Annotated in this window: 14 protein-coding genes; 11 read left to right on the top strand and 3 right to left on the bottom strand. The window is 46.4% G+C overall.

Annotation, left to right across the window (positions count from 1 at the left end; translation table 11 throughout):
• Positions 1–59 precede the first annotated feature (59 nt).
• On the top strand, positions 60–2,366 hold the full coding sequence (locus EIM92_RS05695) for an ATP-dependent DNA helicase (protein WP_125081860.1): 2,307 nt from the start codon (positions 60–62) through the stop codon (positions 2,364–2,366).
• Positions 2,367–2,455: 89 nt separating this feature from the next.
• Here the strand turns inward: EIM92_RS05695 and pepT are convergent, their stop codons facing one another.
• Positions 2,456–3,694, bottom strand: a complete 1,239-nt coding sequence (gene pepT / locus EIM92_RS05700) for a peptidase T (RefSeq protein ID WP_125085018.1) — start codon at positions 3,692–3,694, stop codon at positions 2,456–2,458.
• Between the two features lie 249 nt (positions 3,695–3,943).
• On the opposite strand from pepT, the gene EIM92_RS05705 reads away from it, so the two are divergent.
• The 7 genes from EIM92_RS05705 (at position 3,944) to EIM92_RS05740 (ending at position 19,253) form a co-directional block, all read left to right on the top strand.
• Complete coding sequence (locus EIM92_RS05705; RefSeq protein WP_125081861.1) at positions 3,944–4,912, top strand: LacI family DNA-binding transcriptional regulator; 969 nt, start codon at positions 3,944–3,946, stop codon at positions 4,910–4,912.
• A gap of 182 nt (positions 4,913–5,094) precedes the next feature.
• Positions 5,095–6,012, top strand: coding sequence for an ABC transporter permease (locus EIM92_RS05710; RefSeq protein ID WP_125081862.1), 918 nt, complete (start codon positions 5,095–5,097; stop codon positions 6,010–6,012).
• Positions 6,013–6,023: 11 nt separating this feature from the next.
• On the top strand, positions 6,024–6,920 hold the full coding sequence (locus tag EIM92_RS05715) for a carbohydrate ABC transporter permease (RefSeq protein WP_125081863.1): 897 nt from the start codon (positions 6,024–6,026) through the stop codon (positions 6,918–6,920).
• 114 nt (positions 6,921–7,034) lie between these two features.
• Positions 7,035–8,654 carry an ABC transporter substrate-binding protein gene (locus tag EIM92_RS05720; RefSeq protein ID WP_125081864.1) on the top strand — a complete coding sequence of 540 codons (1,620 nt, stop codon included), beginning with the start codon at positions 7,035–7,037 and terminating at the stop codon, positions 8,652–8,654.
• 51 nt (positions 8,655–8,705) lie between these two features.
• A complete protein-coding gene (locus tag EIM92_RS05725; RefSeq protein WP_125081865.1) occupies positions 8,706–11,174 on the top strand; it encodes a PfkB family carbohydrate kinase in 2,469 nt (822 codons plus the stop codon).
• Complete coding sequence (locus EIM92_RS05730) at positions 11,171–13,450, top strand: GH32 C-terminal domain-containing protein (RefSeq protein WP_125081866.1); 2,280 nt, start codon at positions 11,171–11,173, stop codon at positions 13,448–13,450. The genes EIM92_RS05725 and EIM92_RS05730 overlap by 4 nt, the downstream gene beginning before the upstream one ends.
• A 172-nt stretch (positions 13,451–13,622) precedes the next feature.
• Entirely contained in the window at positions 13,623–19,253 is a 5,631-nt protein-coding gene (locus EIM92_RS05740) for an S-layer homology domain-containing protein (RefSeq protein ID WP_246021207.1), read from the top strand.
• Between the two features lie 130 nt (positions 19,254–19,383).
• Here the strand turns inward: EIM92_RS05740 and EIM92_RS05755 are convergent, their stop codons facing one another.
• Together EIM92_RS05755 and EIM92_RS05760 are read right to left on the bottom strand one after the other, a co-directional pair.
• On the bottom strand, positions 19,384–20,214 hold the full coding sequence (locus EIM92_RS05755) for a carbohydrate ABC transporter permease (RefSeq protein ID WP_125081867.1): 831 nt from the start codon (positions 20,212–20,214) through the stop codon (positions 19,384–19,386).
• Positions 20,214–21,101, bottom strand: coding sequence for a carbohydrate ABC transporter permease (locus EIM92_RS05760; protein ID WP_125081868.1), 888 nt, complete (start codon positions 21,099–21,101; stop codon positions 20,214–20,216). Before EIM92_RS05760 ends, EIM92_RS05755 begins: the two co-directional genes overlap by 1 nt.
• 175 nt (positions 21,102–21,276) lie before the next feature.
• Here EIM92_RS05760 and EIM92_RS05765 point away from each other — a divergent pair, with 175 nt between their 5' ends.
• The 3 genes from EIM92_RS05765 (at position 21,277) to EIM92_RS05775 (ending at position 26,182) form a co-directional block, all read left to right on the top strand.
• A complete protein-coding gene (locus tag EIM92_RS05765; RefSeq protein WP_125081869.1) occupies positions 21,277–23,100 on the top strand; it encodes a cache domain-containing sensor histidine kinase in 1,824 nt (607 codons plus the stop codon).
• A complete protein-coding gene (locus tag EIM92_RS05770; protein ID WP_125081870.1) occupies positions 23,093–24,739 on the top strand; it encodes a response regulator in 1,647 nt (548 codons plus the stop codon). The genes EIM92_RS05765 and EIM92_RS05770 overlap by 8 nt, the downstream gene beginning before the upstream one ends.
• A gap of 123 nt (positions 24,740–24,862) precedes the next feature.
• Entirely contained in the window at positions 24,863–26,182 is a 1,320-nt protein-coding gene (locus EIM92_RS05775; protein WP_125081871.1) for an ABC transporter substrate-binding protein, read from the top strand.
• Positions 26,183–26,279 lie beyond the last annotated feature (97 nt).

The raw sequence follows: 26,279 nt of genomic DNA on the forward strand, positions 1-26,279 counted from the left end.
TGCAGCACATGGTATACTATGGGGAACGAATGTTCTTTGAATGATCGGTAGGTGAGCTCGTGAATCATCGGGTAGAAATAGCTGTCCGCCATCTTGTAGAGTATGTATTCCGGGGCGGCAGCTTGGAAGGAGGCTTCCGTAGCGCCTCCACGCTGACGGAAGGGACGAAGGCGCATCAGAAGATACAGAAGCAATACGGCGAGCAGGATCAAAAGGAAGTCTATTTGTCTATAGAAATCCCCAATGGCGAGTTCGTATTCATCATAGATGGCCGCTGTGACGGTCTGTTAGTGGATGAGGATGGGACGATCACAATCGATGAGATTAAGTCAACAGCGATGGAGCTGGAGGGGATTGATTCGGACACCTTTCCGGTTCATTGGGCTCAGGCCAAATGCTATGCGTATATGTATGCCAAGACTCATGACATACCTGAACTGAACATTCAGCTCACATATGTTCAGGTGGATACGGAAGAGCATAAAAGATTCATGCAAACGATGACGATCGAGCAGTTGGAAGCCTTCGTGATAGACGTGATTGAGGCGTATGCGCCTTACGTTGAAATGCTGCACCACCATCGGGCAAAGCGGGATGCAAGCATCGATCGCTTGGCATTTCCTTTCCCTGCTTATCGGAAAGGGCAGCGGAAGCTGGCAGGATCGGTGTATACGAGTATCGCCGAAGGAGTTAAGCTATTCGCTCAGGCGCCGACGGGAATTGGTAAGACGATGTCCACGATTTTTCCGACCGTCAAGGCTATGGGAACGGGGCTGCTGCAGGGTTTCTTCTATCTCACCGCCAAGACAATTACCCGGACAGCTGCCGAGGAAGCTTTAGCCCGGCTGCGAGCTGGCGGATTGCATCTTCACGCGGTAACTATTACGGCGAAGGAGAAGATCTGCTTTCAGGATCAGGTAAGCTGCCGGAAAGAGGATTGCATTTATGCTGACGGTTATTATGACCGAGTAAATGAAGCCATATTGGATATGCTCAGTCATGAGACGCTCATTCAACGCGGAGTCATAGAGGCATATGCACGCAAGCACCGCATCTGCCCGTTTGAATTTTCGCTGGATGCGGCTTACGCTGCAGATGCGGTGATTTGCGATTATAATTATATTTTTGATCCTCGGGTATCCTTGAAAAGGCAGTTCGCCGAGCAGAAGCGGCAAACTGCGTTGCTGATTGATGAAGCGCATAATTTAGTGGATCGGTCCAGAGAGATGTTCTCCAGCCTGCTTAGCAAATCGACATTTCTTGCGGTGCAGCGAGAGTATAAGGCTGTGAATAAGGGCGTATTCGAAGCCGCCAAGGCGGTGAATGCTTATTTTATACGGCTGCGCAAGCAGGCGGAGGAGAAGCACTTCATCCAGCGAGAGGCTCCGGAGGAGTTGCTGCAGCTGATCGAAGCATTCATCCAGCAAGCCGAGCGCGAGCTGGCAAATGGCGCGATCCGCCCAAATCCGGTGACGGGATCGCTGCTGCTCGAGACGTATTTTGAAGCTGTTAACTTCGCTAAAATCGGGAAGCTGTATGATGAGCGCTATGTGACGTACGTGGAAATTTCCAGCCAGGAGTTGCGGATAAGGCTATTTTGCCTAGATCCCTCTCATTTGCTGAGGGAAATGGGCAAGGGGTATCGCTCGCATATTTATTTTTCGGCAACGCTGTCTCCAATCGGCTTCTACAGAGATATGCTGGGAGCAGATCGTGACGATTATACGGTATCTATTCCATCTCCCTTTTCCAGCGAGCAGTTGGAGGTTGTGCTACTGCCTCTGTCGACGCGTTATCGCGATCGTGAACTGACGATGGAGCCGCTGGCAACATATTTGCAGCAGTTAACAGAAGGACGCCCGGGGAATTATTTATTCTTTTTTCCCTCCTATGCCTATATGAATATGGTCTATGAGCGCTTCATGGCCGGAGATCCTCTAGTAGAAACGATTCTACAGCATGGTGAAATGTCGGAGGAGGAACGGGAGAGTTATTTAGCAGCTTTTGAAGAAGGTGATGGTGGCGAGACGTTGGTGGGATTCGCTGTCATGGGCGGGATATTCTCGGAAGGCATCGATTTGGTTGGGAACCGTTTGACTGGTGTAGTCATTGTCGGCGTAGGCCTGCCGCAAATCGGCCCGGAACGGAATATTATGCGAGACTATTTTGATCATACGGGCAGAAATGGATATGACTATGCCTATGTGTTCCCGGGTATGAATAAGGTATTGCAGGCAGGAGGACGACTCATTCGTTCTGAGCAGGATACTGGATTGCTGGTGCTGGTGGATGACCGGTATTTGCAGCCGCATTATGCCAGATTGCTGCCCGCGGAGTGGAGCGATTACGCTATAATTAAATTCTAATTTATAGACTTGCTCCTTTATTTGTTTCGAAGACTTGAAGCCCCTCGCTCGCGCCCATAGTTTTACCTATAAGCAAAAGCGCAGTCTGCTTATGACTGCGCCTTCTCCTCAAATTGCCTTGCAATGCCGATAATGACTTCGGTTGCCTTCAACATGTTGTCTACCGAGATGTACTCAAATCTGCCGTGGTAGTTCTCACCGCCTGTAAACAGGTTAGGCGTTGGCAGCCCCATATAAGACAACTGAGATCCATCGGTACCACCCCGGATCGGGGTCATGACAGGCTCGATTCCGAGGCTTCTCATCACCTCGGCGGCCACGTGAACGATGTCCATGACGGGCTCGATTTTCTCACGCATATTGTAATATTCGTCCCGGATGTCGAGGACAACTTTGTCATGGCCGTATTTTGCCTTGAGCTCTTCAGCGATGCTCTCCATCTTGGCCTTGCGGGCTTCAAATTGCTCACGGTCAAAATCGCGAATGAGGTACTGCAACCGGGTTTGTTCGACGTCCCCCTTTATTGAAGAAAGATGATAGAAGCCCTCATATCCCTCCGTATGCTCGGGCGCTTCCCCAGCCGGAAGCTGGGCATGAAATTCCATGGCGATTTTAGTGGAATTGATCATTTTGCCCTTGGCTGTTCCCGGGTGAACATTTATTCCTTTGCACGTAATCTTGGCGGTGGCGGCATTGAAGCTTTCATATTCCAGCTCACCCAAAGGCCCGCCGTCTACTGTATAAGCGAAATCAGCGCCGAAGGCAGCTACGTCAAAGCGTTCAGGGCCTCTCCCAATTTCCTCATCTGGTGTAAAGGCTACTCGGATGGTGCCGTGCTTGATTTCAGGGTGATTAATCAAATAGGCCATCGCGGTCATAATTTCGGCAATTCCCGCTTTATCGTCGGCGCCGAGCAGGGTGGTGCCATCCGTCGTAATCAGTGTATGTCCTTTATAATTGTGCAGCTCCGGAAATTCCCGAGGGGACAGCACGATATTTCCGGCTTCATTTAGTAGAATGTCACCGCCGTCGTAGCTTTCTACAATTTGCGGCTTGACATCAGCGCCGGAGAATTCGGTAGCCGTATCCAGATGGGCTAGAAAGCCGATGACTGGTACGTCCTTGACCGTGTTGCCGGGCAGGGTGGCCATGACATAGCCATTGTCGTCGATGCTGACATCCTCCATGCCGATCTCTTGAAGCTCTCGAACCAGTTGTCTTGCTAAAGTGAGTTGTCCGGGAGTAGACGGGCAAATCTCGTTGTCTTCATTGGACTGTGTATCGATGCGGGCATAAGAGGTAAATCGGTTGATGATTTCGTCTCTCACAGGAATCAGCCTCTTTTCGTTATATTCGTTACTCATTGAATTGTATCAAAGCGGATGCTTGCATGAAAGTGACCTAGAAAGGGGAGAAGGTATTCATTTAGGCTCATATAAAAATATTCGGCATTTTTGCTGCTATTATCTTGAATGAGTTGTTTAAACAATCTGAGCTTGAAACGTTTCCAAAAAAGTGTTGAAACGTTTCCAACTTGGTGTTATTATAATAATCAAATAGTTTAAGTGAGGGGTTAAATGTCTAGTATTAAAGATGTAGCCAAATTAGCTGGGGTAGCTGTGGGAACTGTGTCCCGAGTTATTAATAATTCAGGCGCTGTAAGTCCTGCCACACGCAAAAAAGTAGAGAAAGCTATTCAAGAGTTGAATTATATTCCTAATGAGATTGCCCGTAATTTCAAAATGCGGAAATCCAAGATGGTAGCTCTACTGCTCCCGAGTATCTGGCATCCCTTTTTTTCTGAATTGGCTTATTACATTGAAGATGAGTTAGATCGGGAAGGCTTTAAGCTCATGCTTTGCAATAGCGGTGGCAAACCTGAAAAGGAATTGTATTATCTGGAGATGCTTCAGCAGAATAAAGTGGCAGGTATTGTAGGCATTACGTACAACGATATTGAAGATAACGTGAGCAATGATATTCCGATTGTTAGCATCGATAGACATTTCAACAAGAACATCACATGCGTCACGTCGGATAATTATGAAGGGGGGCGCTTGGCCCTAAGAGAACTCGTCAAAGCGGGGGCGAGGAAACCAGCTTATCTAGGAAGCGTCACCTCTGTTTTTAGTGAAACGATGAACCGAAGAGAAGGTTTTATCGATGAGGCAAAAAAGTTAGGTGTCGACTATATCGTATACGAAAAGCCGGATCCCGTTGTGGATGACGACGCCTATTTTGGGGATTTTTTGAAAAATCATCGTGATGTGGACGGTATTTTTGCCATAACTGATATGTTTGCTGCTAAATATATAGAAAGGGCAGGCAGAGAGGGGATCCGTGTTCCAGATGATGTGAAGGTCATTGGTTACGATGGCATTCAGGATCATCCTTATTTCCATCCTATTTTATCTACGATTAGGCAGCCTGTAGAAGAGATGGCGCGTATGACGATCAGGCTTCTTTACAAAAAGATTGAAGGTGAAGTGCTGGATCGAGAAGTTTATCTTCTTCCGGTTAAATTTAGGCAAGGTGAAACTACCTAATAAATTTGATTAAATAGACTTTTCTTTATTAGAAAAACCTCAACTGCTACGACAGCCTCAGCGTGTGGTATTGCAGATTGACGTTTTTCTCAAGCTAAATTGGAAACGTTTCAATATCGCAAAAGTTCATACGAGAAAGGAAGTATCAAGATGAAATCAGAAATTAGCGGGGGGAACAACCTATGATCAAACCCAGTCGTAAAACATGGAGCCGAATGAAACGCGATTATGAGCTGTACCTGTTTTTGCTGCCAATAATTATCGTTTATCTTGTATTTAAATATTATCCAATGTACGGAGTGCAAATCGCTTTTAAGGACTTTTCGCCGAGCCGGGGAATATGGGGAAGCGAATGGGTAGGCTTTCAGCACTTTATTGATTTTTTCGATTCCTATAATTTTTGGACAATTATGAATAATACGCTGACACTCAGCTTTCTATCGCTAATTTTTAGCTTTCCGGCTCCCATCATCATTGCAATTATGCTGAATCAAATGCTTGGCAAGCGATATAAGAAATTTATCCAGACCGTTATTTATGCGCCGCACTTTATTTCTACCGTTGTGCTGGTTGGCATGCTCCATGTTTTTTTATCGCCCAACAGCGGAATAGTGAACCACTTCATTGCCTGGTTAGGCGGGGAACCTATTCTGTTCATGGCTAACGAAGGTTGGTTCCGTCCCTTGTATATATTGTCAGGCATCTGGCAAGAGACGGGCTTCTCAACGATTATTTACCTGGCAGCTCTCGCGGGGGTTAATCCGGAATTACACGAAGCCGCGACGATGGATGGGGCAAGTAAATGGAAGCGGGTATGGAACGTGGATATCCCAAGTATTTTACCGACGATTGTGATCCTGTTGATTCTAGCACTCGGCAATATTATGAGTATTGGTTTTGAAAAGGCATTTCTGATGCAAAGCGATTTGAACTACGCTACCTCCAATATTATTCCAACCTATGTTTATGAGATGGGTATTCAGAAGGCTCAATATAGCTTTTCAACGGCGGTTGGCTTGTTCAATTCCATGATTAACATTGTCTTAATTGTGACCGTCAATCGGGTCGCCAAAAAAATGACGGAAACCAGTTTATGGTAGGGGGGCTCACTTTGAACGAATTATTAAAAAGAAAAAGTAGGGGAGACGTGTGGTTTGACGTCATCAACTATACCGTATTAACCGTAATCATGCTGCTTGTTTTATTCCCGCTATATTTTGTACTGATTGCCTCATTCAGTGATCCTAATTTGATCTATTCCGGGGAAGTATGGTTGTTCCCGAAGGGCTTTACGCTGGATGGATATGTAAGAATCTTTAACGATTCATCCATTTGGATCGGATACGCCAATTCCATTTTATATGCAGGTGTAGGGACCTTGATCGGCGTAGCTGTGACCGTTTTTGCGGCCTATCCGTTGGCGCGTAAAAATCTGGTGGGGAAAACGTTCATTATGTGGTTCTTAATGATTACCATGTTTTTTAGCGGTGGATTGATTCCTACGTATTTGTTAATCAAAGATCTTCATATGCTGAACACGATCTGGGCCTTGGTTATTCCCGGGGCTGGCGGTGTATTCAACGTCATTATTGTACGAACCTTTTTTCAATCGTCTATTCCAGATGAAATGTGGGAGGCTGCTTCAATCGACGGTTGTTCTAACACTAAATTTTTTTGGAGCATTGTATTACCTTTGTCTAAGTCTATCCTTGCAGTGATGGTGCTGTACCATGTCGTTGGCTTCTGGAACGGTTTTTTCGATGCTTTGATTTATCTGAATGATGAAAATAAATATCCGCTGCAATTGATCCTTCGTAACATTCTGGTCCAGAATCAGGTCAACTCTGGCATGATGGTCGATGTGGAATCCTATGCGGCGAAAATGCGGGTTACCGAGCTAATCAAATACGGTGTCATTATCGTATCCAGCTTGCCGCTGCTCTTATTATATCCTTTTTTGCAGAAATACTTCGTTAAAGGCGTAATGATCGGTTCAATCAAGGGTTGATACAGAGATAAGGCTTGAAAGGGGGGATGTGAAGGCCTGAACATATTTAGGTTGTTTACTTATGAGAAGCAAAGCTGTTTTTTCACATGGAAGGATTTATGGGGAGGTTAATAAATGAGATCAATAATTAAAGGTGCTGGACTTCTAATGTTGGCCGGGGTAATTGCCCTAAGTGGATGTTCAGGTGGCGGGGGTTCCAAGAATCAGGCGGAAAATCTAAACGTGGCTGTAAACTTTAATAAAGAGGGTCTTCCGATTGTAAGCGAACCGGTGACGTTAAAAATAGTTTCTCCAAAAGCAGCGTTAGCTCCAGAATACTCTCAAATGGAGATTTTTAAACGGTTGGAAGAACAAACAAATGTGAAGATCGACTGGGAGAACATTCCGGACACCGATTATACAGAGAAGAAGAACTTGCTGCTGGCCAGCGGAAATTTACCGGACGCTTTTTACGGAGCGGACTTCACGGATTACGAACTAATCAATTACGGAAAAGATGGAACTATTATTCCGCTGGAGGAATTAATTGAGCAATATGCGCCTAACTTGAAAGCGCTTTTTGAACGCCGACCTGACATTAAATCATCGATCACAGCGCCGGATGGACATATTTATGGGCTACCGACGTGGGAAGAGAATAACCTAGGAACCAATCCCTTCTTCCACGTCATCAATAAACGGTGGCTTGATAAACTTGGGTTGAAAGTGCCGGAAACGCTAGAGGAATACACGGAAGCTTTGCTTGCCTTTAAAACGCAGGACCCGAACGGGAACGGTAAGCCGGATGAAATCCCGCTCAGCTTTATGCACATGCAATGGTGTATGGACATTGGTGGTATATTCGGAGCTTTTGGTCTTCCGGATAACTTGGAGCATCGGATCGTTCGAGACGGGAAGGTGATTTTTACCGCTACGCAGCCTGAATATAAGGAAGCTTTGAAATATTTTCATGAAAAGTGGTATAAGCAGGGCTTGATAGATCCTGAATCCTTCACTCAAGATGCGGCTCAGTATTTGGCAAAGGGCAAAACAACGGATGAAACGCTTGGTTCCTACATCTGGTGGGAGGTCGAAGAGGTTGTCGGGCCGGAGCGCAGTCAGGACTATGTTCTGTTGTCTCCATTGAAAGGCCCACACGGAGATCAAACGATCGGCCGCAGCAATGGCGGCGGTCCGGGAAGAGGTGCCTTCGTAATTACGAAAGAGAACCGCTATCCGGAGATCACTATGCGCTGGATTGATCAGCAGTATGAACCTTATATGGCGGCTCAAATTCACTGGGGCCCGCTGGATGTTGTTTTCAAGAAAGACGAGAATGGAAAATTGGTTAACCTTTCGCTTCCTGAGGGAACTTCCGCAGGCGAGTTTCGCCAGAAAGTAGCCCCAGGTTCAGGCGGGCCTGGCGTTATCACCATTGAAGATTTCGGTAAAATTGTTGATTTGGAGCCCAGGGCCAAGCAGCGGTCTGAAGACTTAGAGCAATACTATAACCCGTATATGGAGAAGGAAAACTATCCTAGCATTTTCTTCGAGCCGGAGGAACTGGACAAAATCAATAAGATTGAGTCGGAACTGATTAAATATGCAAATACCCAAAGAGGCAAGTTTATTGTCGAGGGTGGCGTGGATGAGAAGTGGGACAACTATGTGAAGACACTGGAGAAGATGGGTCTCAACGAGTTGATGGAAATTTATCAAACAGGTCTAGATCGGTATAACGAGACTTTAAAGTAATAGTAATCATTAAAATATGTATCAACAAATAGAGATAGGTGGGGAGAAATCGTGCTTGATGTAGTAGCTATTGGGGAAGTGTTAATAGACTTTACTCCGGCAGACCGTACAACGGGAGGCAACGAGCAGTACGAATGCAACCCTGGAGGGGCTCCGGCTAACGTAGCGGTTGCGTTAGCCCGTTTAGGAGTTAGATCGGCTTTGATTAGCAAAATCGGAAAAGATCATTTTGGTTCATTGCTACGCGATACTTTAATTAGTTGTGGTGTTGACGTGTCTGCGCTCTCCGATACGGATGAAGCGAATACAACGTTGGCTATTGTTCATTTGGATGACAGAGGAGATCGATCGTTCAGCTTCTACCGGAAACCGGGAGCGGATACATTGTTACGTTCGAGTGATATTCCAGTCGATAAGGTAGAAAACTGCCGAGTCATGCATTTTGGTTCTTTGTCGATGACCCATGAGCCAGCCCGAACAGCAACAAGAGAGGCCGTTCTCAAGGCTAGAGAGGCGGGAATCTTGCTATCATTCGATCCCAACCTCCGGTTCTCATTATGGGAGAGCAAAGAGGAGGCTAGACAGCATATCCTTTGGGGCATAAATCATGCCGATATCCTGAAAATATCGGAAGAAGAGCTTTACTTTATAACCGGGACAACGGATGTGGAAAAGGGTTCGCTAGAGCTGCAACAACAATATGACATCGATTTGATCGTTGTAACTTTAGCTGAGAAAGGCTGCTATTACAGGATGGCTGGTCATGACGGTTTTGTCTCGGGTTTTCAGGTAGAGAGCATCGATACGACGGGAGCGGGTGATGCTTTTCTGGGGTGCTTGCTATACAAAATATTAATGGCTGGAACTTCTTTAAATCAGCTGACGAAACAGCAAATGATCCATATGCTGACTTTTGCTAATGCCGGTGGTGCCTTAGTAACGACACGGAAGGGAGCTATTCAGTCAATGCCGACTACAAATGAGATAAATCATATGATCCATTCAAATCAACAGCACAATCATGATAGATTCAGACCGGGATTTCATTTTTCGCCTCCAGCTCAATGGTTGAATGATCCAAACGGGTTGGTTTATTACGAAGGGGAGTATCATCTATTTTATCAGCACCATCCTTATAGTAACAAATGGGGGCCAATGCACTGGGGCCATGCAATAAGCCAAGATTTGGTTCATTGGCGTCATGAGCCTATCGCTCTGTTCCCGGATGAACATGGAGCCATTTTCTCTGGTTGCTGTGTTGTTGATTGGAACAACAGCAGTGGATTGTTCGAGGGTTCTCATGGATTGGTGGCGCTTTTCACCCATGCGGATACATGCCCTGAGACCGAACAACCGCGTCAGCGGCAAAGTTTGGCTTACAGCAGCGATAAAGGCCGAACCTGGCATAAATACGAGGGGAATCCTATTCTCGTCGAGCATGATTTAGTTGACTTCCGGGATCCGAAGGTATTTTGGCACTCGCAAAGTGAATGCTGGGTTATGGTCATTGTCGCGGGAGATCGAGTTCGATTCTATAGATCAGAGAATTTGCGTGAATGGTCGTTCTCGAGCGAATTCGGCAAAGGAGAAGGCTCCCATGATGGGGTTTGGGAGTGCCCGGATCTCTTTGAGTTGCCTGTAGATGGCAGTGGGATTTCGAAATGGGTACTTATCATAAGCATAGGGGATAATCCCTCATGCCCAGAAGGCTCACGCACGCAGTATTTTATTGGAGAGTTCGATGGATATACGTTCGTTAACGACAACTCGCCAGATCATATTAAGTGGCTAGATTATGGTAGGGATAATTATGCAGGGGTATCTTGGTCAGATATACCTGAGCAAGATGGACGGCGCGTGATCATCGGATGGATGAGTAACTGGAAATATGCCAACGAGACACCTACCGAAATCTGGAGAGGAGCAATGACGCTGCCACGTTCATTATCATTGACCAATCGGGGTGGAGACATTGTCCTGATCCAAATGCCTGTTCGAGAAATTGAGCAGCTGCGAAAAGAATGTTTGAGCTGGAATAATGTGATGGTTACACCACAGATTCCTTTTATGCAGAAAACAAACGATGAGCTACTGGAGATTGAAGCGGATATCGATATTCTGTCTGGGGACGCGGTTCATATCATAATGAAATCCTCCGAACAGAGTGAGATTATTATCGGATATGACCCTGCGGATCAATGGCTATTCATCGATCGCTCGAAATCGGGTCTGACTGATTTCCACCCGTCATTTGCATGCAAGCACGGTGCCAGGGTGATTCCGGAGAATGGAAAGATTAAGCTGCATATCTGGTTGGATCGCAATGCGGTTGAAGTGTATGCAAATAACGGACTGGTTGCCCTGACGGATCAAATTTTCCCTGATGCTCCGATTGATCAAGTTGGAATAAGCACAAAATCAGGACAGGCCGTAGTAAACTCGCTTCATATCTATGCTCTTAAATCTGTTCATATTTCCCAAGAGATGACTGACCGGATGTTATGGGGGGATGAGGCATGAACGAAAGACGAGATGATCCGGGCCTGATGATGTATTGGGCCTTTGATGAAGGAGCAGGGACGAGCACTTTGGAGGGGATATCCAAAGTCCAGGATGATATTCAGTACGTATTTAATCAGGCGGAGTTTACTGAACCTTGCGATCCGCAGTGGAGACCGGGGGTATTGGGAAGCGGCCTCTCGTTCGACGGTTACTCGACTTACATTACCCATTCTTTTGAAGAGGGCAACGCGGCCGACAACCCCGAATATCTATCTGCGCTAAGTATAGGAGTATGGGTAGCCCCGCGTTCTTACGAATGGGGGCATGAGCGTAAATTGGCCGCCATTGTGAACCGTTATGATCTGGATCGTAAGCAGGGATATCTGCTCGGTATGTTTCGTCACGGCACCTGGTCCTTTCAAGTTGGACTGGAAGGAGGAGAATGGAAGGAGCTGTGGTCGCCTGATGGCTATGAACTACCTAAGAATGAATGGTCTTACGTGAATGCTGTCTTCGATGGAAATCAAGGGGAGATGAAGCTTTTCCTAAACGGCAAGGAGATCGCATCTTCTACCTTGCCTCGGGGATCACGTTTGGCTGAGGCGGCGGACACAGATTTGCTCATCGGTAAAAATAATCACAGCAGTATGCTGTCAGAGGTATTCAGTCTCCATATGTTTAGTGGTATTCTGGATGAACTTATGATTTATAATCGTGCTTTGAACGCGGAAGAGGTAGCTGCTGCTTATCAGTATGTGCTGGATTCCGCCCATGAAGGAGTTCAGCCTCAATTAAAGTATGATGAGATCAAGTTGGATCGGACGCCTCTGCTTTCGGATCGGCACAGGCCGCAATATCATGTCAGTCCGCCGGCACACTGGATGAACGAACCCCATGCGCCGATCTATTTTGACGGGAAATATCATTTATTTTATCAGCACAATCCGCTCGGGCCGTTTTTTCATCAGATCCATTGGGGGCATTGGGTCAGTAACGATCTGGTACATTGGCGTGATCTTCCTGTAGCCCTGGCGCCTGAGAAGGACTTGCTTGCACCCGATGGGATCTGGTCGGGAAGCGCGACATATGATGCAGACGGCCTTCCAGTTCTATTTTTTACGGCGGCTAATGATAGTGCTTCTCCGAATCAGAGCGTCGCGCTCGCTCGAAGCACTTATACTATGGACGGAGACTCGGATCTGGTTCACTGGGTCAAACATCCGGAGCCCTTGATTGTGCAGAAGAGGGGCATGGGCGCATTCGGGGATTTCCGGGATCCGTTCGTATGGAAAGACGATGACGGTTGGTTTGCTTTGGTTGGGTCGGGGATTGAAGGCGAAGGTGGAGCAGCGCTGGCATTTTCGTCGCAGGATATGATGAACTGGGTGTACAAAGGGCCATTTTTTAAAGCGGATATTCAGAAGTTTCCTTATCTCGGACCTATTTGGGAGCTCCCCGTGCTTCTTCCATTGGGTAGCGACAAGCACGGGGTGAACAAGCACCTATTACTAGTCAGTCCAGTGGGAGAAGGTGCGGATGTCGAGGTATTCTACTGGATTGGGCAAATTGACAAGCAGAATCTCTCATTTATTCCCGATGAAGAGGAGCCTCAATTGATAGACGTCGGTGATTTCCATTTTACTGGCCCAAGCGGCATGGTTGATCCGAAGACCGGCAGAAAGATCATCTTTACAATAGCCCAAGGCGACCGAACATCTGAACTGGAATATAAATCGGGCTGGGCGCATAACGGTGGCTTACCGTTAAGCGTTTATTTACGGGATGACGGGAGGCTTGGAATCGAGCCGATTCAAGAGCTTCAATCGCTGCGTGGCAACCAGCGAATATCCCTTCGAGACAAGTCAATGGCTGAGGTTAACGTTCTGCTCAAGGATGTTCATGGCGACATGCTTGAGATTCAATTGGAAATAGAGCCTGGCAGCGCTAAGCAATTCGGAATTAAGGTCCGGCGTACGCCGGAAGGAGAAGAAGAAACATTGCTGTACTACGATTCGAGTCAATCAATGTTCTTGGCCGACCGAACGAAAACGACGTTGCACCCAGGAGAAAAGTGTGGAGGGATTCAGGGCGGCAAGCTGGAACTGCTAGGAGAAAATCTAAAGCTTCACATTTATTTGGATCGCTCCATGGTTGAGGCTTATGCAAACGGATTGAAAAGTCTCACAACCCGTGTATATCCCACCCGCAAAGATGCGTTGGGTCTTGAGATTTGGGGAGATGGGGACTTGTTCGTTAAATCTTTGGATATTTGGAATATGCAATCGATTTGGTAGGATGAGCGCTTCGGCGCTCCTTACCATTTGCAAAGAAGGATATGCCTGTAGAATACTGCATCGAGCAGATTGTAAGCGCTTTATTAATATCCTGCTTGTATGAGTCATCTTTAACAACGGGATGGCTTCGAAATTAGATATTTGTATGAATACGAATGATGGAGGCTCTTGAATGAGGAATGTCAAAAGTAAAAATCCTTGGATTTCCAGAATGATTATATGTGTTCTCGCTCTTCAGCTTATTTCACCTGGAATTTCAGCAACAGCTGAAAATCAATTTGTTGTTATGGAAACGCTTACCCATAAGCCTGACATTGGATTGTCAGTTTCGGATGCCGTATATGAAATCCAGAATCCGGGATTTGAAACTGGAGATTTGACGGGATGGAGCGTTATCGCAGGTAACGCATTCGGTGTGAATAGCGTATCCGACGAAGGAACTTGGTGGGCGGAGAAAATACCGTATAACCAGGAAGGCGCTTATCATTTAAATGGTTGGAAATATGACGAGGCTGCCACAGGTGTACTTCGTTCCAGCACTTTCGAGCTGGGCGGCAGCGGCTGGATCAGCTTCAAACTTGGGGGTGGGAAAAACACGGATAAAGTATTTATGAATATTGTGGTTGAAGATACGGGAGAAGTCATTGCCCGATACGGTAATACTGCATTTGCCGACGTTAGTTTTCCGAATCCCGAGCAGGGCATGCGGCTTGCCAATATGGAACAGTACAAGGCGGATCTCTCGGAACATTTAGGCACAAAAATGTATATAGAAATTGTCGATAATGCAACCTCGGATTGGGGACTGATTTTTGCCGACGCGCTCTTCATGCACCATGAATCCGAACCAGCAGAAGGAATTGTGGCGACGGATATCAAGCCGGATTTTAAACGCTACGAAATCGAGAATCCGAGCTTTGAAACTGGAGATTTGACGGGATGGACGATGGAGGGAGGCGAAGCGTTTGGTCCAAATAGCGTATCCGACGAAACGACTTGGTGGGCGGAGAAAATACCGTATAACCAGGAAGGCGCTTATCATTTAAACGGCTGGAAATATCCTGAATCTGCGACAGGTGTACTTCGTTCTAGCACTTTCGAGCTGGGCGGCAGCGGCTGGATTACCTTTAGATTGGGTGGAGGCAAACGTATGGATCAAGTGTATGTGAGCGTCATCGAAGCGGAAACGGGAAATTTGATTGCCCGATACGGTAATAGCGCATTTGCCGACATTAACTTCCCTGATCCGGTGCAGGGTCTGAGACTGGCGAATATGGAGCAATATAAGGCAAATCTCTCCAAGTATATCGGCAAAAAAATGTATCTCGAAATCGTTGATAATGCAGTGTCTGACTGGGGAGTAATTTTTGCAGACGCATTCCACACCTTCCATGAAGTCGTACCGGAAAAGGGGATTATGGCAGAAAACATTATCCCGACAGAAATTACAAATCGCGGTTTTGAGAGTGGAGATTTCGAGGGGTGGACGGTTGAAGGGGATGCCTTTCAAGTGACCGATGAAGCTCATGCTAGTAAAACAGGGGATTTCTATGCCAAATCCTCCCTAGAAGGACAGGGCTCCATCGCTTCTAATACCTTTACGCTTCAGGGAGCCGGAACAATTAACTTTACGATTGTAGATGTTATCAAACCGGAAGACGCCTATGTTGCACTATTCGATGCGACTAGCAGCACATTGCTTATGAAAACCGGAAATATCAGCGCGAATGAGAGAATTTCCTGGAATGTGCAGGAACACTATAACAAGAAACTCTTTTTAAAGGTTGTTGATCAATCTAATGAAGCTAGCATTGCCATAGATGATTTCCAAGCTCGTGGAGTCGGCACCATATTCTATTTAAGCTTTGATGAAGGAGCAGGAAAGAAAGCGTTGGAAAAAGTGCGTAATCTCGAGCTTGATGTGAATTATGTATTTAATAATGCTAGATACATGGAATCAAAGGATCCACGATGGACTCCGCGCGGAGTAAAAGGCGGTGCCTTATTATTTGACGGATACTCGAGCTCTATTGATGTTGATGCAAAAGATACTGTGCCTGTAAGCGATGAGTTTACTATCGAAGCTTGGGTCGCACCACGCAGCTATGAATGGGGTGACGGAAATAAGCTGTCTGCGATCGTTAATCAATCCGATCAGGATAAAGCGGAAGGCTTTGCACTTGGAATGTATCGGCATGGTAGTTGGTCCATGCAGGTCGGGATTGGCGGCCAGTGGGTACAGGTATGGGTGAAGGATCACCCTTTGGAAAAATACAAGTGGAACTATGTTGCAGCTACATTCAACAAAGAAGTAGGAATGATTAAGCTATATCTAAATGGTGAAGAAGTGGCTTCCCAGGCAACCCCTGTGAACGTTCCGATCACACCATCTGCGGAAAGTCTTTTAATTGGAAAGAATAATAGACCGGTAGAGTTCGCAGGCTTGTTCTCCTTCAATATGTTCAGCGGGCTCATAGATGAAGTGAAGCTGCATAATAAAGCTCTTACTAGCCAAGAGATACTTGCTGAGTATGAGAATGTGAGAACGCTTCACGGTGGTTCGATTCCGGAAATAATGAATGCGGATGTTGATGAGGATCCAAGTGTGTTTGATGGAGATCAACATCGTCCCCAGTATCACGCAATGCCCCCGCAAAATTGGATGAATGAAGCTCATGCACCGATTTATTATAACGGAAAATACCATTTATTTTATCAACATAACCCTCAAGGTCCTTTCTGGCACCAAATCCATTGGGGACATTGGGTGAGCGACGATATGGTGCATTGGGAAAATGTAAGACCTGCTCTTGCGCCCGGGGCGGGCAATCTTGACCCGGATGGAGTATGGTCAGGCAGCACGGCGTATGACCGAGAAGGCAATCCTGTTCTATTCTACACGGCAGGCAACGACTCGCTGTCGCCGAATCAGAGAACAGCAATTGCCACCCCAGATGACTTGCACGATCCTTACTTAGAGAAATGGGTGAAGTATCCAGACCCTGTAACGGAGCAGAACGGAATCGGCATACCAAATGAGTTTCGCGATCCGTTCGTCTGGTACGATGAAGAGGTGGACAAGTGGTATCAGTTAGTAACGTCTGGCCTCCAGGATTATAGTAGTGGCACAGCTCTGGTGTATGTATCCGATGACATGTACAACTGGGAGTATAAGGGGCCTTTATATGTGAGTGACAGAGGCCTTTATCCCGAGTTGGGTACAGTATGGGAACTGCCAGTATTATTGCCATTAGGCAAGAATAGTAGGGGGGAGCCCAAACATATTTTCATCATTAATCCGCATGAAAAGCCGGAGCATGTTCCTCCAATGAACGATGTGCAAAGAGATGTTCAGGTCTTTTATTGGATTGGGATTTGGGATAGGGATAACTTTAAGTTTATTCCAGACCAAGAGGCCCCATCCAAAATGGATGTAGGTGACGGATATTTAACCGCAGAGAGCGGTTTGGTCTCACCTGATGGAAGAACGATTGTATTCTCCATGGTGCAAAATGCAAGAACGCCGCAAGCCGAATATCAATCCGGATGGGCTCATAATTTGGCCTTGCCGGTTTCATTAAGCCTGGATGAGAAAGATGAGTTGCGTATCGAGCCAATTCAAGAATTGCAGAGTCTCCGCAGCAATAAATGGGTTGATTTTTCTGACGTAAATCTGGAGACTGCCAATCAATTGATCAAGAACGTCAGAGGTGACATGCTGGAGATTGTGATGGAAATTGATCCGCATGAGGCTCAAAAATTCGGTCTTAAGGTGAGACGCTCCGAAAATGGCGAAGAAGAAACGCTAATTTACTATGACAAGACGGACGGAACCTTTAATGTGGATCGAACCAAAAGCAGCATTGATCCGGATGTGCGTGTAGACGGCGTTCAAGGCGGATACGTAGATCTTGACGGAGAGAACTTGAAACTGCATATCTTCCTCGATCGTTCTGTCGTTGAAGCCTTTGCAAATTACAAGAAAAAGCTGACTACACGCGTCTATGTTGGGAGATACGACTCCCTAGGCTTGCAGGTTTGGGCCGATAACGATATTACTGTCAAATCGATGGAAGTCTGGGAGATGAATGCTTTAACAGGTGAACCAGCTGCGCCAGTCTATGTGCCTGATAACTGGGACAATTCTGTGTATACAGACATTACGGATCTGCCTAACCATGATTTTGCTACAGGTGACTTAACAGGTTGGATTACGGAAGGAGACGCCTTCCAGAATGTTCATGTGAGCAATGAAGAGTTATTCTGGGACACCATTTATTTTAACCCGTCGCGCAAAATTCCGGGTGGTTATCATTTGTGGGGCTTCAACGAGCAAGCTGGCGGCGACAGCTTAACGGGAACGTTAAGATCGCAAAATTTCATCCTTGGCGGGAACGGTAAGATCAACTTCCTTATCAGCGGTGGCCGGGATATAGAGCGTCTGTATGTTGCATTGGTTCGGGCATCGGACGGCAAAGAGTTATTTAAAGAGACAGCGACCAATTACGAGGAATATCAACGGAAAATCTGGGATGCGTCGAATTATATCGGCGAGGAGCTTTACATTAAGGTGGTTGACCAATCCACAGGCGACTTTGGTCATATTAATGTCGATGATTTCAACGTACCGGTTAAGGTGAAAAAGGGTATTGTACCAACAGGTCCAGGTTATTCGGGGAGTCCTGTAAACTCTGGGAGTTCTAAGGTCATCTCGGATATCAAACCGAATAGTCGGAGCAGCTTGTCATTCGTAGCGACAAGGGATGAACGGCAGGTACTATTCCCGGTTACAATGGCGGCAAATGACGGCAAGAATGCTCTAAAGATTAAAAATACGGATATAGAGATTGAAGTTCCAGCAGAGGTATTAAAAGAATTGCAGGGGTTGGTTCCGAACGATGAGCTTGGACAGGCGCAAATTTCTTTTGAAATGGATGTATTATCTTCAGATCAAATGAAAGCCCTGCTTGAGCGTATGGAGCATAAGAGTAAAGCGGATATAACTGCTCTAGGAAGTATTTACGATTTCAAATTATCTATAGTGAAAGCCGATGGAAAAGCTCTGCAGCTTGATAAATTCCCCAAACCGATCACAATCAGGCTGAGTGCAAAAGAGACTTCTCATCGGGATCTGACCGGCATCTACTTTGTTGATGATTACGGTAGACTAGGATATGCGGGCGGAATGTATGGAAGCGAGAAGTTTACTGCGGATGTAAGATATCTCGGTAGGTTTGCTGTTCTTAAATATGACAAACTTTTTGAAGATGTCAACGAGTCGTATTGGGCACATGACGTCATTAAAGAGATGGCTGCGAAACAAGTAGTCTTCGGTATAAGCGATACGAAATTTGCTCCGAAGCAAAGCGTAACGAGAGCTGAGTTCGCCACTTTTATTACCCGGGCATTTGGAATAGAATCTACTCAGCCAAATGTATTCAAGGATGTTGAACCTACGAAATGGTACGCTTCTTCCATTGCCGCGGCATTTGAGGCGGGAATCGTGTCAGGAAGAACCACGGATGTATTTGCACCAGAGGAAACCTTGAGCCGGGAAGAAATGGCCATCATGATTCTCAAAGCTTACAAATTCTACACAGGGCAAAACGCTATGGCAAATGAAAGGGGTATTTTTCAAGATGCCGATACAATAAGCGACTGGGCTAAGGATGCGGTATTTGCTGCAACGGAGTTTGGCTTAACCAAGGGCCGTGGTGGTCAATTATTCATGCCGCATGAAAAATTGAATCGGGCAGAAAGTTGTCAAATCATTTCGCTTCTACTCCATAAGGTCAATAAATAGCTGTTGCGTGGACTTGCATCATTTACGCAGGAAGAGATAGCTGGAAGCAGAAAAAGAAGAGCGCCGGGCAGCGGAATTAAACCGCAGAACCCGGCGCTCTTTAGGCTGTCGTAAAAGATGCTTGTATTGTTTAGCCTTTGACCGCTCCGGCCACAACGCCCTTAACAATGTGCTTCTGCAGGAACATGAACACGATGATGGATGGGAGCACGGCCATAACCATTGCGGTCATCGCATATTGCCAATCCGAGGTGTACTGCCCTACGAAGGTATAGGCGGCCAGCGTCAATGTCTTCGTGCTTGGAGAGCCGTTGACCATCAGAAGCGGAAGCAGGAAGTCGTTCCAGATCCACATGACGTCGATAATGACGATCGTAGTCGTTACAGATTTTAGCAGCGGGAAGATCACCCGGAAGAATAAGCTGAAGCCGGAAGCGCCATCAATCGTCGCGCTCTCGTCGATTTCCCTCGGAACTCCCTTCACGAAGCCGTGATAGATGAACATGGCCAGGGGTGCGCCAAAGCCCCAATACAGGATGCCGAGACCCCAGGTGCTGTCTGAAAGGTTCAGATTTTTCGCCATTTGCAGCACAGACAGCATAATCGATTGGAACGGAATGAGCATTGGCATGATACAGATGAAATAAATCAGGTTGCTCGTTTTGGATTTTGTTCTAGCCAGCTTATATGCCGCGATGGAGGAGATCAGGATGATCCCGGCCAGTCCAATCACGGTAATTACCGTATTGTTCAGGAACAATCTCGGATAGTTGATATATTTCCACACGTAGCTGTAGTTCTCAAAGGCCAAACTTTTCGGAAGAGCTATCACATCCGTCATGACTTCGGAAAAGCTCTTCAAAGAGTTAATAATGGTCAAGAACAACGGATACAAGAACAGCAGCGAAAGAATGATCATAAATATTTCAAAAACGATGCGTCCTGCCTTCTTGCTCTTCATTATGCCTCAACCTCCCTGCGTTTGAAGATCGTCAATTGAATTACAGTAATGATTAGCACAGCAACGAACAGAATGAGTGCCTTGGCTGTACCATATCCGTACAGGTTGTTCTGGAACGTATCGCGGTAAATATCGTAAGCCACGCTATAGGTCGTGCCGCCAGGACCGCCGCCTGTAAGCGACAGAATGACATCGAATACTTTGATCGAGTTCGTTAGCGCCATAAAGACGGAAATCGTGATGGATGGAGCTAGCAATGGCAGTGTAATGCTGAAGAATCGGCGAACAGGGCCAGCTCCGTCCACTTTTGCCGCTTCCTTCATGTCTTCTGGAACCGATTGCAATCCGGCGATGTAAATGACGAGATAGAAACCAACCGACTGCCAGATCGAGACGAGCAAGACGGATATAAAAGCAAGATTCGGTTCCCCGAGCCAGCTCAGCTTGAATATGCCCCAGCCTGTGCTTGCCCCGAGTGATTCGAAGCCTTGCATGAAGATAAACTTCCAGATGAAGCCGACGATAACCAAGCTAAGAATGTAAGGAATGAAGAAAGCAGCTCTCAGCCAGGTCGTGGACTTCATCTTCATATCGAGGACAAGCGCCAGCAGAATTGCCAGCACGTTCACGAGCACGATGTACAATATCGCGTACTTAATCGTGAACCAGCTTGCGTTCAAGAAGTTGGCATCCCCGCTGAAAATTTGTTTGAAGTTGTCCAATCCAACGAATTGCGGGTTTTTAGATATCCCGTTCCATTTGGTTAAGGAATAGCGAATCGTCAACATAAACGGATAATAGAATACGGCTATAATACTGATTAGAACAGGTAACGTAAAGGCGCCGAATTCTAATCTTTCTGCCCATTTTCTCCCCAATTTGAACATATCGCACCTCTTTTTCGCAACGTATTTTTTACAGACAAGAGAGCAACCATTTCGATACACTCTGTCGTTTTCGGCTATAATAATTATAATTCAGCAATGAATTTGCCTAAATGGACATAAGAAAACAGTTAAGGGTAAAAAGGTAATCTTAGCACTGCGAGGGGACGGGACAACGATGATCAGAAGGATAACAGCTGCTATGAAAGCGCTTATTGAGAGAGTGTCTTCCAGACTGGTCAATAAGCTTAATTTGCTTTTTACGTCTATCATTATTCTTATTGTGGGCTCACTTACGGTCATATCCTACCAAATGCTTCAGAAGGAGTCGGTCAGCAACAGTATTGCTAGTACGGCGAACAACTTAATGCTCGTAAATCAGAAGCTGGAGGATTATTTGGACGGGATCGAGCAGTTTTCACTGCCGCACAACAAATATGACGAAATTATTCGAGCGGTTATGCAGGAGGGGGACGATTACGCCGCTAGAATGTATCTTGAAGATTATTTAAGAGATATGTTCTATAGTCGAAAAGATCTAGAGAGCATTTATTTGTATTTGATTGACCAGCAAAAATATTATTCGATAACTCGGGATGCCTATAATATAACCATCAGGGTCGGCTACCAAGGCGGAATCGATGAGCAGCCGTGGTATCAGGAGGCCATGAAAAGCCCGCAGAACCGTTCATTCCAGTCCTTCGTCCTGCCTGATGCTGAGAGCGGCTATAGGATGATTTCCGAGCCGGAATTTATGGGCTACCACCGTGTGCTGCGCTCCATTGCTTCGCGGGAGCCAAGGGGGGTGTTATCGTTTTATTTGAAGCCGACGGTAAAAGACAGTATTATGAGCGACATTCCGTTCGAGGAGGGGGAGCATTTGATGTTCCTTGACCCGAACAATGTTCCTTTCCACATGGATGATCCGAAGGTTTATGAGGCTATCAGCTCAGCCGACTGGTTCCGGGATATCGATGACGTTTCGGGAAGTCCCGTCACTTGGCAGAATGAGGACAAGCGCTACCTTGTCGTTTACGATGTGGGGCAGCAGGATGGCTGGAAGCTGATTAAACCGATCCCCTACAGCAGTATCTATGAAGCCGCAACGAAAGCACGGAATCTGAGCTATCTAATCGGTCTTATTTTTCTGGTTATATCGGTTATTCTTGTTACCCTGACTTCTAATGCCATCACGAAGCCGCTCAACCGTCTGTCGCGCCATATGCGGCGGTTCAGCGAAGGGACGTTTGATGCGGAGGCCCCGGTGCAGGGCAGGGATGAAATCGCTTATTTGACGCTGCATTTCAACCAGATGGTACGGCGCACGAATGATCTGATTAATGAGCGCTATCGTATGAAACTGGTGGAGAAGAATGCGATCCTGAAGGCGTTGGAGGCGGAGATCAACCCGCATTTCCTGTATAATGCGCTGCAGGCGATATCCACGAAAGCGCTTAAGAGTGGAAATGACGATGTGGCCGATATGGTGGATGCCCTGGCTCTTACACTTCGCTATTGTATTAGCGGGAAAGATATCGTATATGCCAGGGAAGAGCTCCGGCATATCGAGAGATATTTGGCATTGCAAAGCGCAAGATTCGGCAGCCGGCTTCAGGTGGATATGAACTGGGACGAGTCACTGATGGAGCTGCAAATTCCGAAGCTGTCTATTCAGTCTCTGGTGGAAAACTCTATTAAGCATGCGGTGGAGAAGGTGTCTACGCCAGTGACGATTGTCGTTCGGGCCACGGTCAGTGAGAGCCATGCCATCATATCGGTTTATGATAATGGGCCGGGCATATCGTCAGACCGGCTGGAGCAAATATTGCAGACATTTGAGGTGGATTGGGAAGAGCAGGAAGGGGAGAATATCGGACTTAAGAACTTGAATACCCGTTTGAAGTTGCTTTATGGCGATCAGTCGGGGCTTGAGATCCATAGCGATCTGACAGGGACGGAAATGACGATGAGAATACCGCGGGGAGGCGTAGGACATGTATAAAGTACTCATCATAGACGACGAAGAGCCGCTGCGCGAAGCCATTAAAATATTGGGCGATTGGGAAGGCTTACAGGTCGGGGAAATTTGGGAAGCCACGGATGGTGTGACCGGACTGGAAATGCTGCAGAAGCACCGGCCGGATCTTGTTATGGTGGATATGAAAATGCCGGAAATGGACGGGGTCGAGTTTCTGCGCATTGTGGAAAGCGACTACCCTGAGCTGATGACCGTCGTGATCAGTGGATATAACGATTTTGAATTTACAAGGCAGGCGATTCATTCCAAGGTCGTTGATTATTTACTTAAGCCTGTGAATCGGCATGACCTCAATCAGGCGCTGCGCAAGGCATTTGATATATTAGAGGCGAAGCGGCAGACGCACAGCGAATTGATCACGAAGAACATTGCGTTTAACATGTCGCTGCCCAAATTGAAGGAGAAAATTTACTTATCCATTATAGGACGCGGCTTTAAGAAGCAGAGCAATCAAGCGTTTCTATCGCTTATCGGTGCAGATAGGGAGGATAATCGGTTTGGTGCGCTCGTTTTAAAAATATTGAATATGCAGCATATCCGGGACAATCGGTTTAATTGTGATGCGGAGCTGCTCTATTTCGCCGTGGCGAATGTGATTAATGAAGTGGAGATGGAAAATGTCGTTTGCTTTAGCTTCCCTAATCCGAAGCAGGACGGGGAAATCATCGCGATTTTCACGATGCAGGGGGGGTATCCGGAGGATCATGCCTTTCGTGCCGATTTTTTACTAAAAAAGGTTGGTCACACGTTAAGCGATTTATTTGGCATTGTATCGGCAGCAGGGATCGGACAAGTTTATGATGAGGTAACGCGATTAGCAGATTCCTATCAGGAAGCAAAGTCATCCATTCATGCTATTGACCTGCTCAAGATGAGAGGGGCGACAGTGTTTGGAGCCAAAGAAATAAGTAAGACGCCAGAGGTTCTTTCTTTTACAAGCCGAATGCCGATTTTGCGAAGCGCTATGGAATCCGGAAATATGAACCATGCGAGGATCGTCTTTGCGGAGTTTACGAAGAAAATAAAAGAGGCGGACAGTTTTACGATTGGGGAAGCGGAGCGGATGATCAGCGATATTATCGTTCTGTTCAACGATATGGCCCTTGATTTAGGCGTACCCTCGGGTAAACTGCCTGTATCCGGCTCACACAGCTCGCTTGGCGTGATCGGGCTATCTGGCGATTTCAAAACAGCAGACGAATATGAACAACTGCTCCATCACATTTTAGAATATTACGGGGAACAGGTTCGCCAATCTATGGCCGTTAACCGTCCGTTTAACATCGAAGATATCAAGGATTATATCGATCAGAATTATTTTGAGGATATCAAAATTCCCATGTTCACCGAGAAGTATTTTTTGAGCCGGGAATACTTGATGAAGTTGTTTAAGCAACAATTCGGGTTTGGGATTCATGAGTATATGCAAAAGGTAAGAATGGATAAGGCTTGCGTGCTGCTTAACGATGCCTCTCTAAAAATCCAGGATATTTCGGAAATGCTGGGTTATAAAGACAAGAACTATTTCAGTAAGGCCTTTCGCAACTACTATGGCGTATCGCCATCAGAATACCGAGCGAAGCAGGAAAGGGATAAAAAGTGAACAAAGAGAGGACTACACTTTTTTACCCTCAAGTTGCCACTTATCTACATTCATATCAAGAGTCCATTTCTTTAGAATAATCTCATAGACATACTAACCAAAGAAAGTGGGGGCAAATAACTTATGAAGAAGAAATTTCTGGCTATGTCATTCAGTTTGGTGCTGTTAATGGGACTTTTGTCGGCCTGTGGTGGCGGCAATAATGCAGCCAACAATGGGGCGAACGGTGCAGCAAGTGAAGGCGGCAACGCAGATACCTCTAAACCCGTGACGATTAACATGTTTACGGCTTCTCCAGAATACACAGATGCATTTAATGCTTATATCGAAGAGTACAAAAAAGTTAAGCCTAATGTAACGATCAACCTGGAAATAATGCAGGCCGACTACAACACGGTACTGAAATCCAGAATTGCTGCAGGCAGCACGCCAGACGTATTCCAAACGACAGCCGGTGGCGATATCGACACCTATGCGGAGTATAGTGCGGATTTGACGTCTGAACCGCTCGCGGCGGCAATGACGGATGCTGTACGTTCGAATATGTCTTCTTCGGATGGTAAAGTGCTGGGCCTCCCCGTCAAAGGCAACCTGTTCACGTTGATTTATAACAAAGATTTGCTTGAACAAGCCGGTATTACGCAAGTGCCTGCAACGACGGCTGAATTGGAGGATGCTATCGCCAAGCTTGAAGCAGAAGGCATCACGCCATTTGCCAATGCTTATAAAGAGTGGTGGGTATGGAAGCATGTGTTCCAACACTTCGTGGATGCGGCAGCTAAAGATGCAAGCATGAGCGCGAAAGATTTGGTTGATAGCTTCATCACCGGCAACACGACGTTTGCCGAACATCCAGTTTTGGCTAATAACTTCTTTGAGTTCATTGATCTGACAATTGAACACGGAACGGACAAGCCTCTTGAGCGCGACAGCAACGCACAAGTCAGTGACTTTGCCTCCGGCAAGGCTGCATTTATGACAGGTAAAGGCGCTTGGGATGAGGAAGCGATTAAGAAAATCAATCCGGACATCAACATCGGAATCTCTGGCTACCCTGTAAGCGACAAAGCCGAGCAATCCGTTATTATTACAGGCGCTGACCAAGCTCTGCGCATTTACAAAGATTCCAAAGTAGCCAATGAAACCATCGAGTTCTTTAACTGGCTGTATACTTCAGATTACGGTAAGAACTGGTTCTCTAGCGTAGCGAAGGTTATTCCTCCAATCAAGGATGCTCCGCTGCCAGACTTGGATATGCCAAAACAAATGGAAGAAATTCTGCAAGTGCAGCCGTCCGGCGATTTGGCCGTCAACTATTCACTGGATACGTTCCATCAAAAATTCGGTGAGCTGATGCAAGCTTATATTGGCGGAAGTCAATCCAAAGAACAAACCATTACCGAGATTCAAAAAGCGTGGATTCAACTCGGGTCTGCGGAATAACTTTACGAACCCTAATATTTCCTCTCTTAACTCAGCACTCCCCGGTGCTGAGTTAAGTTGTATTTAGGTGTCTAATGCCGATAACCACCAAGAATGA

The sequence above is a fragment of the Paenibacillus lentus genome, from assembly GCF_003931855.1.
Lineage (GTDB): Bacteria > Bacillota > Bacilli > Paenibacillales > Paenibacillaceae > Fontibacillus > Fontibacillus lentus.

What these genes read in the sequence shown, in the direction of transcription:
- EIM92_RS05730 (WP_125081866.1), top strand. Translation starts at nt 11,171, where the DNA reads ATGAACGAAAGACGAGATGATCCGGGCCTGATGATGTATTGGGCCTTT.
- EIM92_RS05765 (WP_125081869.1), top strand. Translation starts at nt 21,277, where the DNA reads ATGATCAGAAGGATAACAGCTGCTATGAAAGCGCTTATTGAGAGAGTG.
- EIM92_RS05740 (WP_246021207.1), top strand. Translation starts at nt 13,623, where the DNA reads ATGAGGAATGTCAAAAGTAAAAATCCTTGGATTTCCAGAATGATTATA.
- EIM92_RS05705 (WP_125081861.1), top strand. Translation starts at nt 3,944, where the DNA reads ATGTCTAGTATTAAAGATGTAGCCAAATTAGCTGGGGTAGCTGTGGGA.
- EIM92_RS05760 (WP_125081868.1), bottom strand. Translation starts at nt 21,101, where the DNA reads ATGTTCAAATTGGGGAGAAAATGGGCAGAAAGATTAGAATTCGGCGCC.
- EIM92_RS05770 (WP_125081870.1), top strand. Translation starts at nt 23,093, where the DNA reads ATGTATAAAGTACTCATCATAGACGACGAAGAGCCGCTGCGCGAAGCC.
- EIM92_RS05720 (WP_125081864.1), top strand. Translation starts at nt 7,035, where the DNA reads ATGAGATCAATAATTAAAGGTGCTGGACTTCTAATGTTGGCCGGGGTA.
- EIM92_RS05710 (WP_125081862.1), top strand. Translation starts at nt 5,095, where the DNA reads ATGATCAAACCCAGTCGTAAAACATGGAGCCGAATGAAACGCGATTAT.
- EIM92_RS05755 (WP_125081867.1), bottom strand. Translation starts at nt 20,214, where the DNA reads ATGAAGAGCAAGAAGGCAGGACGCATCGTTTTTGAAATATTTATGATC.
- EIM92_RS05775 (WP_125081871.1), top strand. Translation starts at nt 24,863, where the DNA reads ATGAAGAAGAAATTTCTGGCTATGTCATTCAGTTTGGTGCTGTTAATG.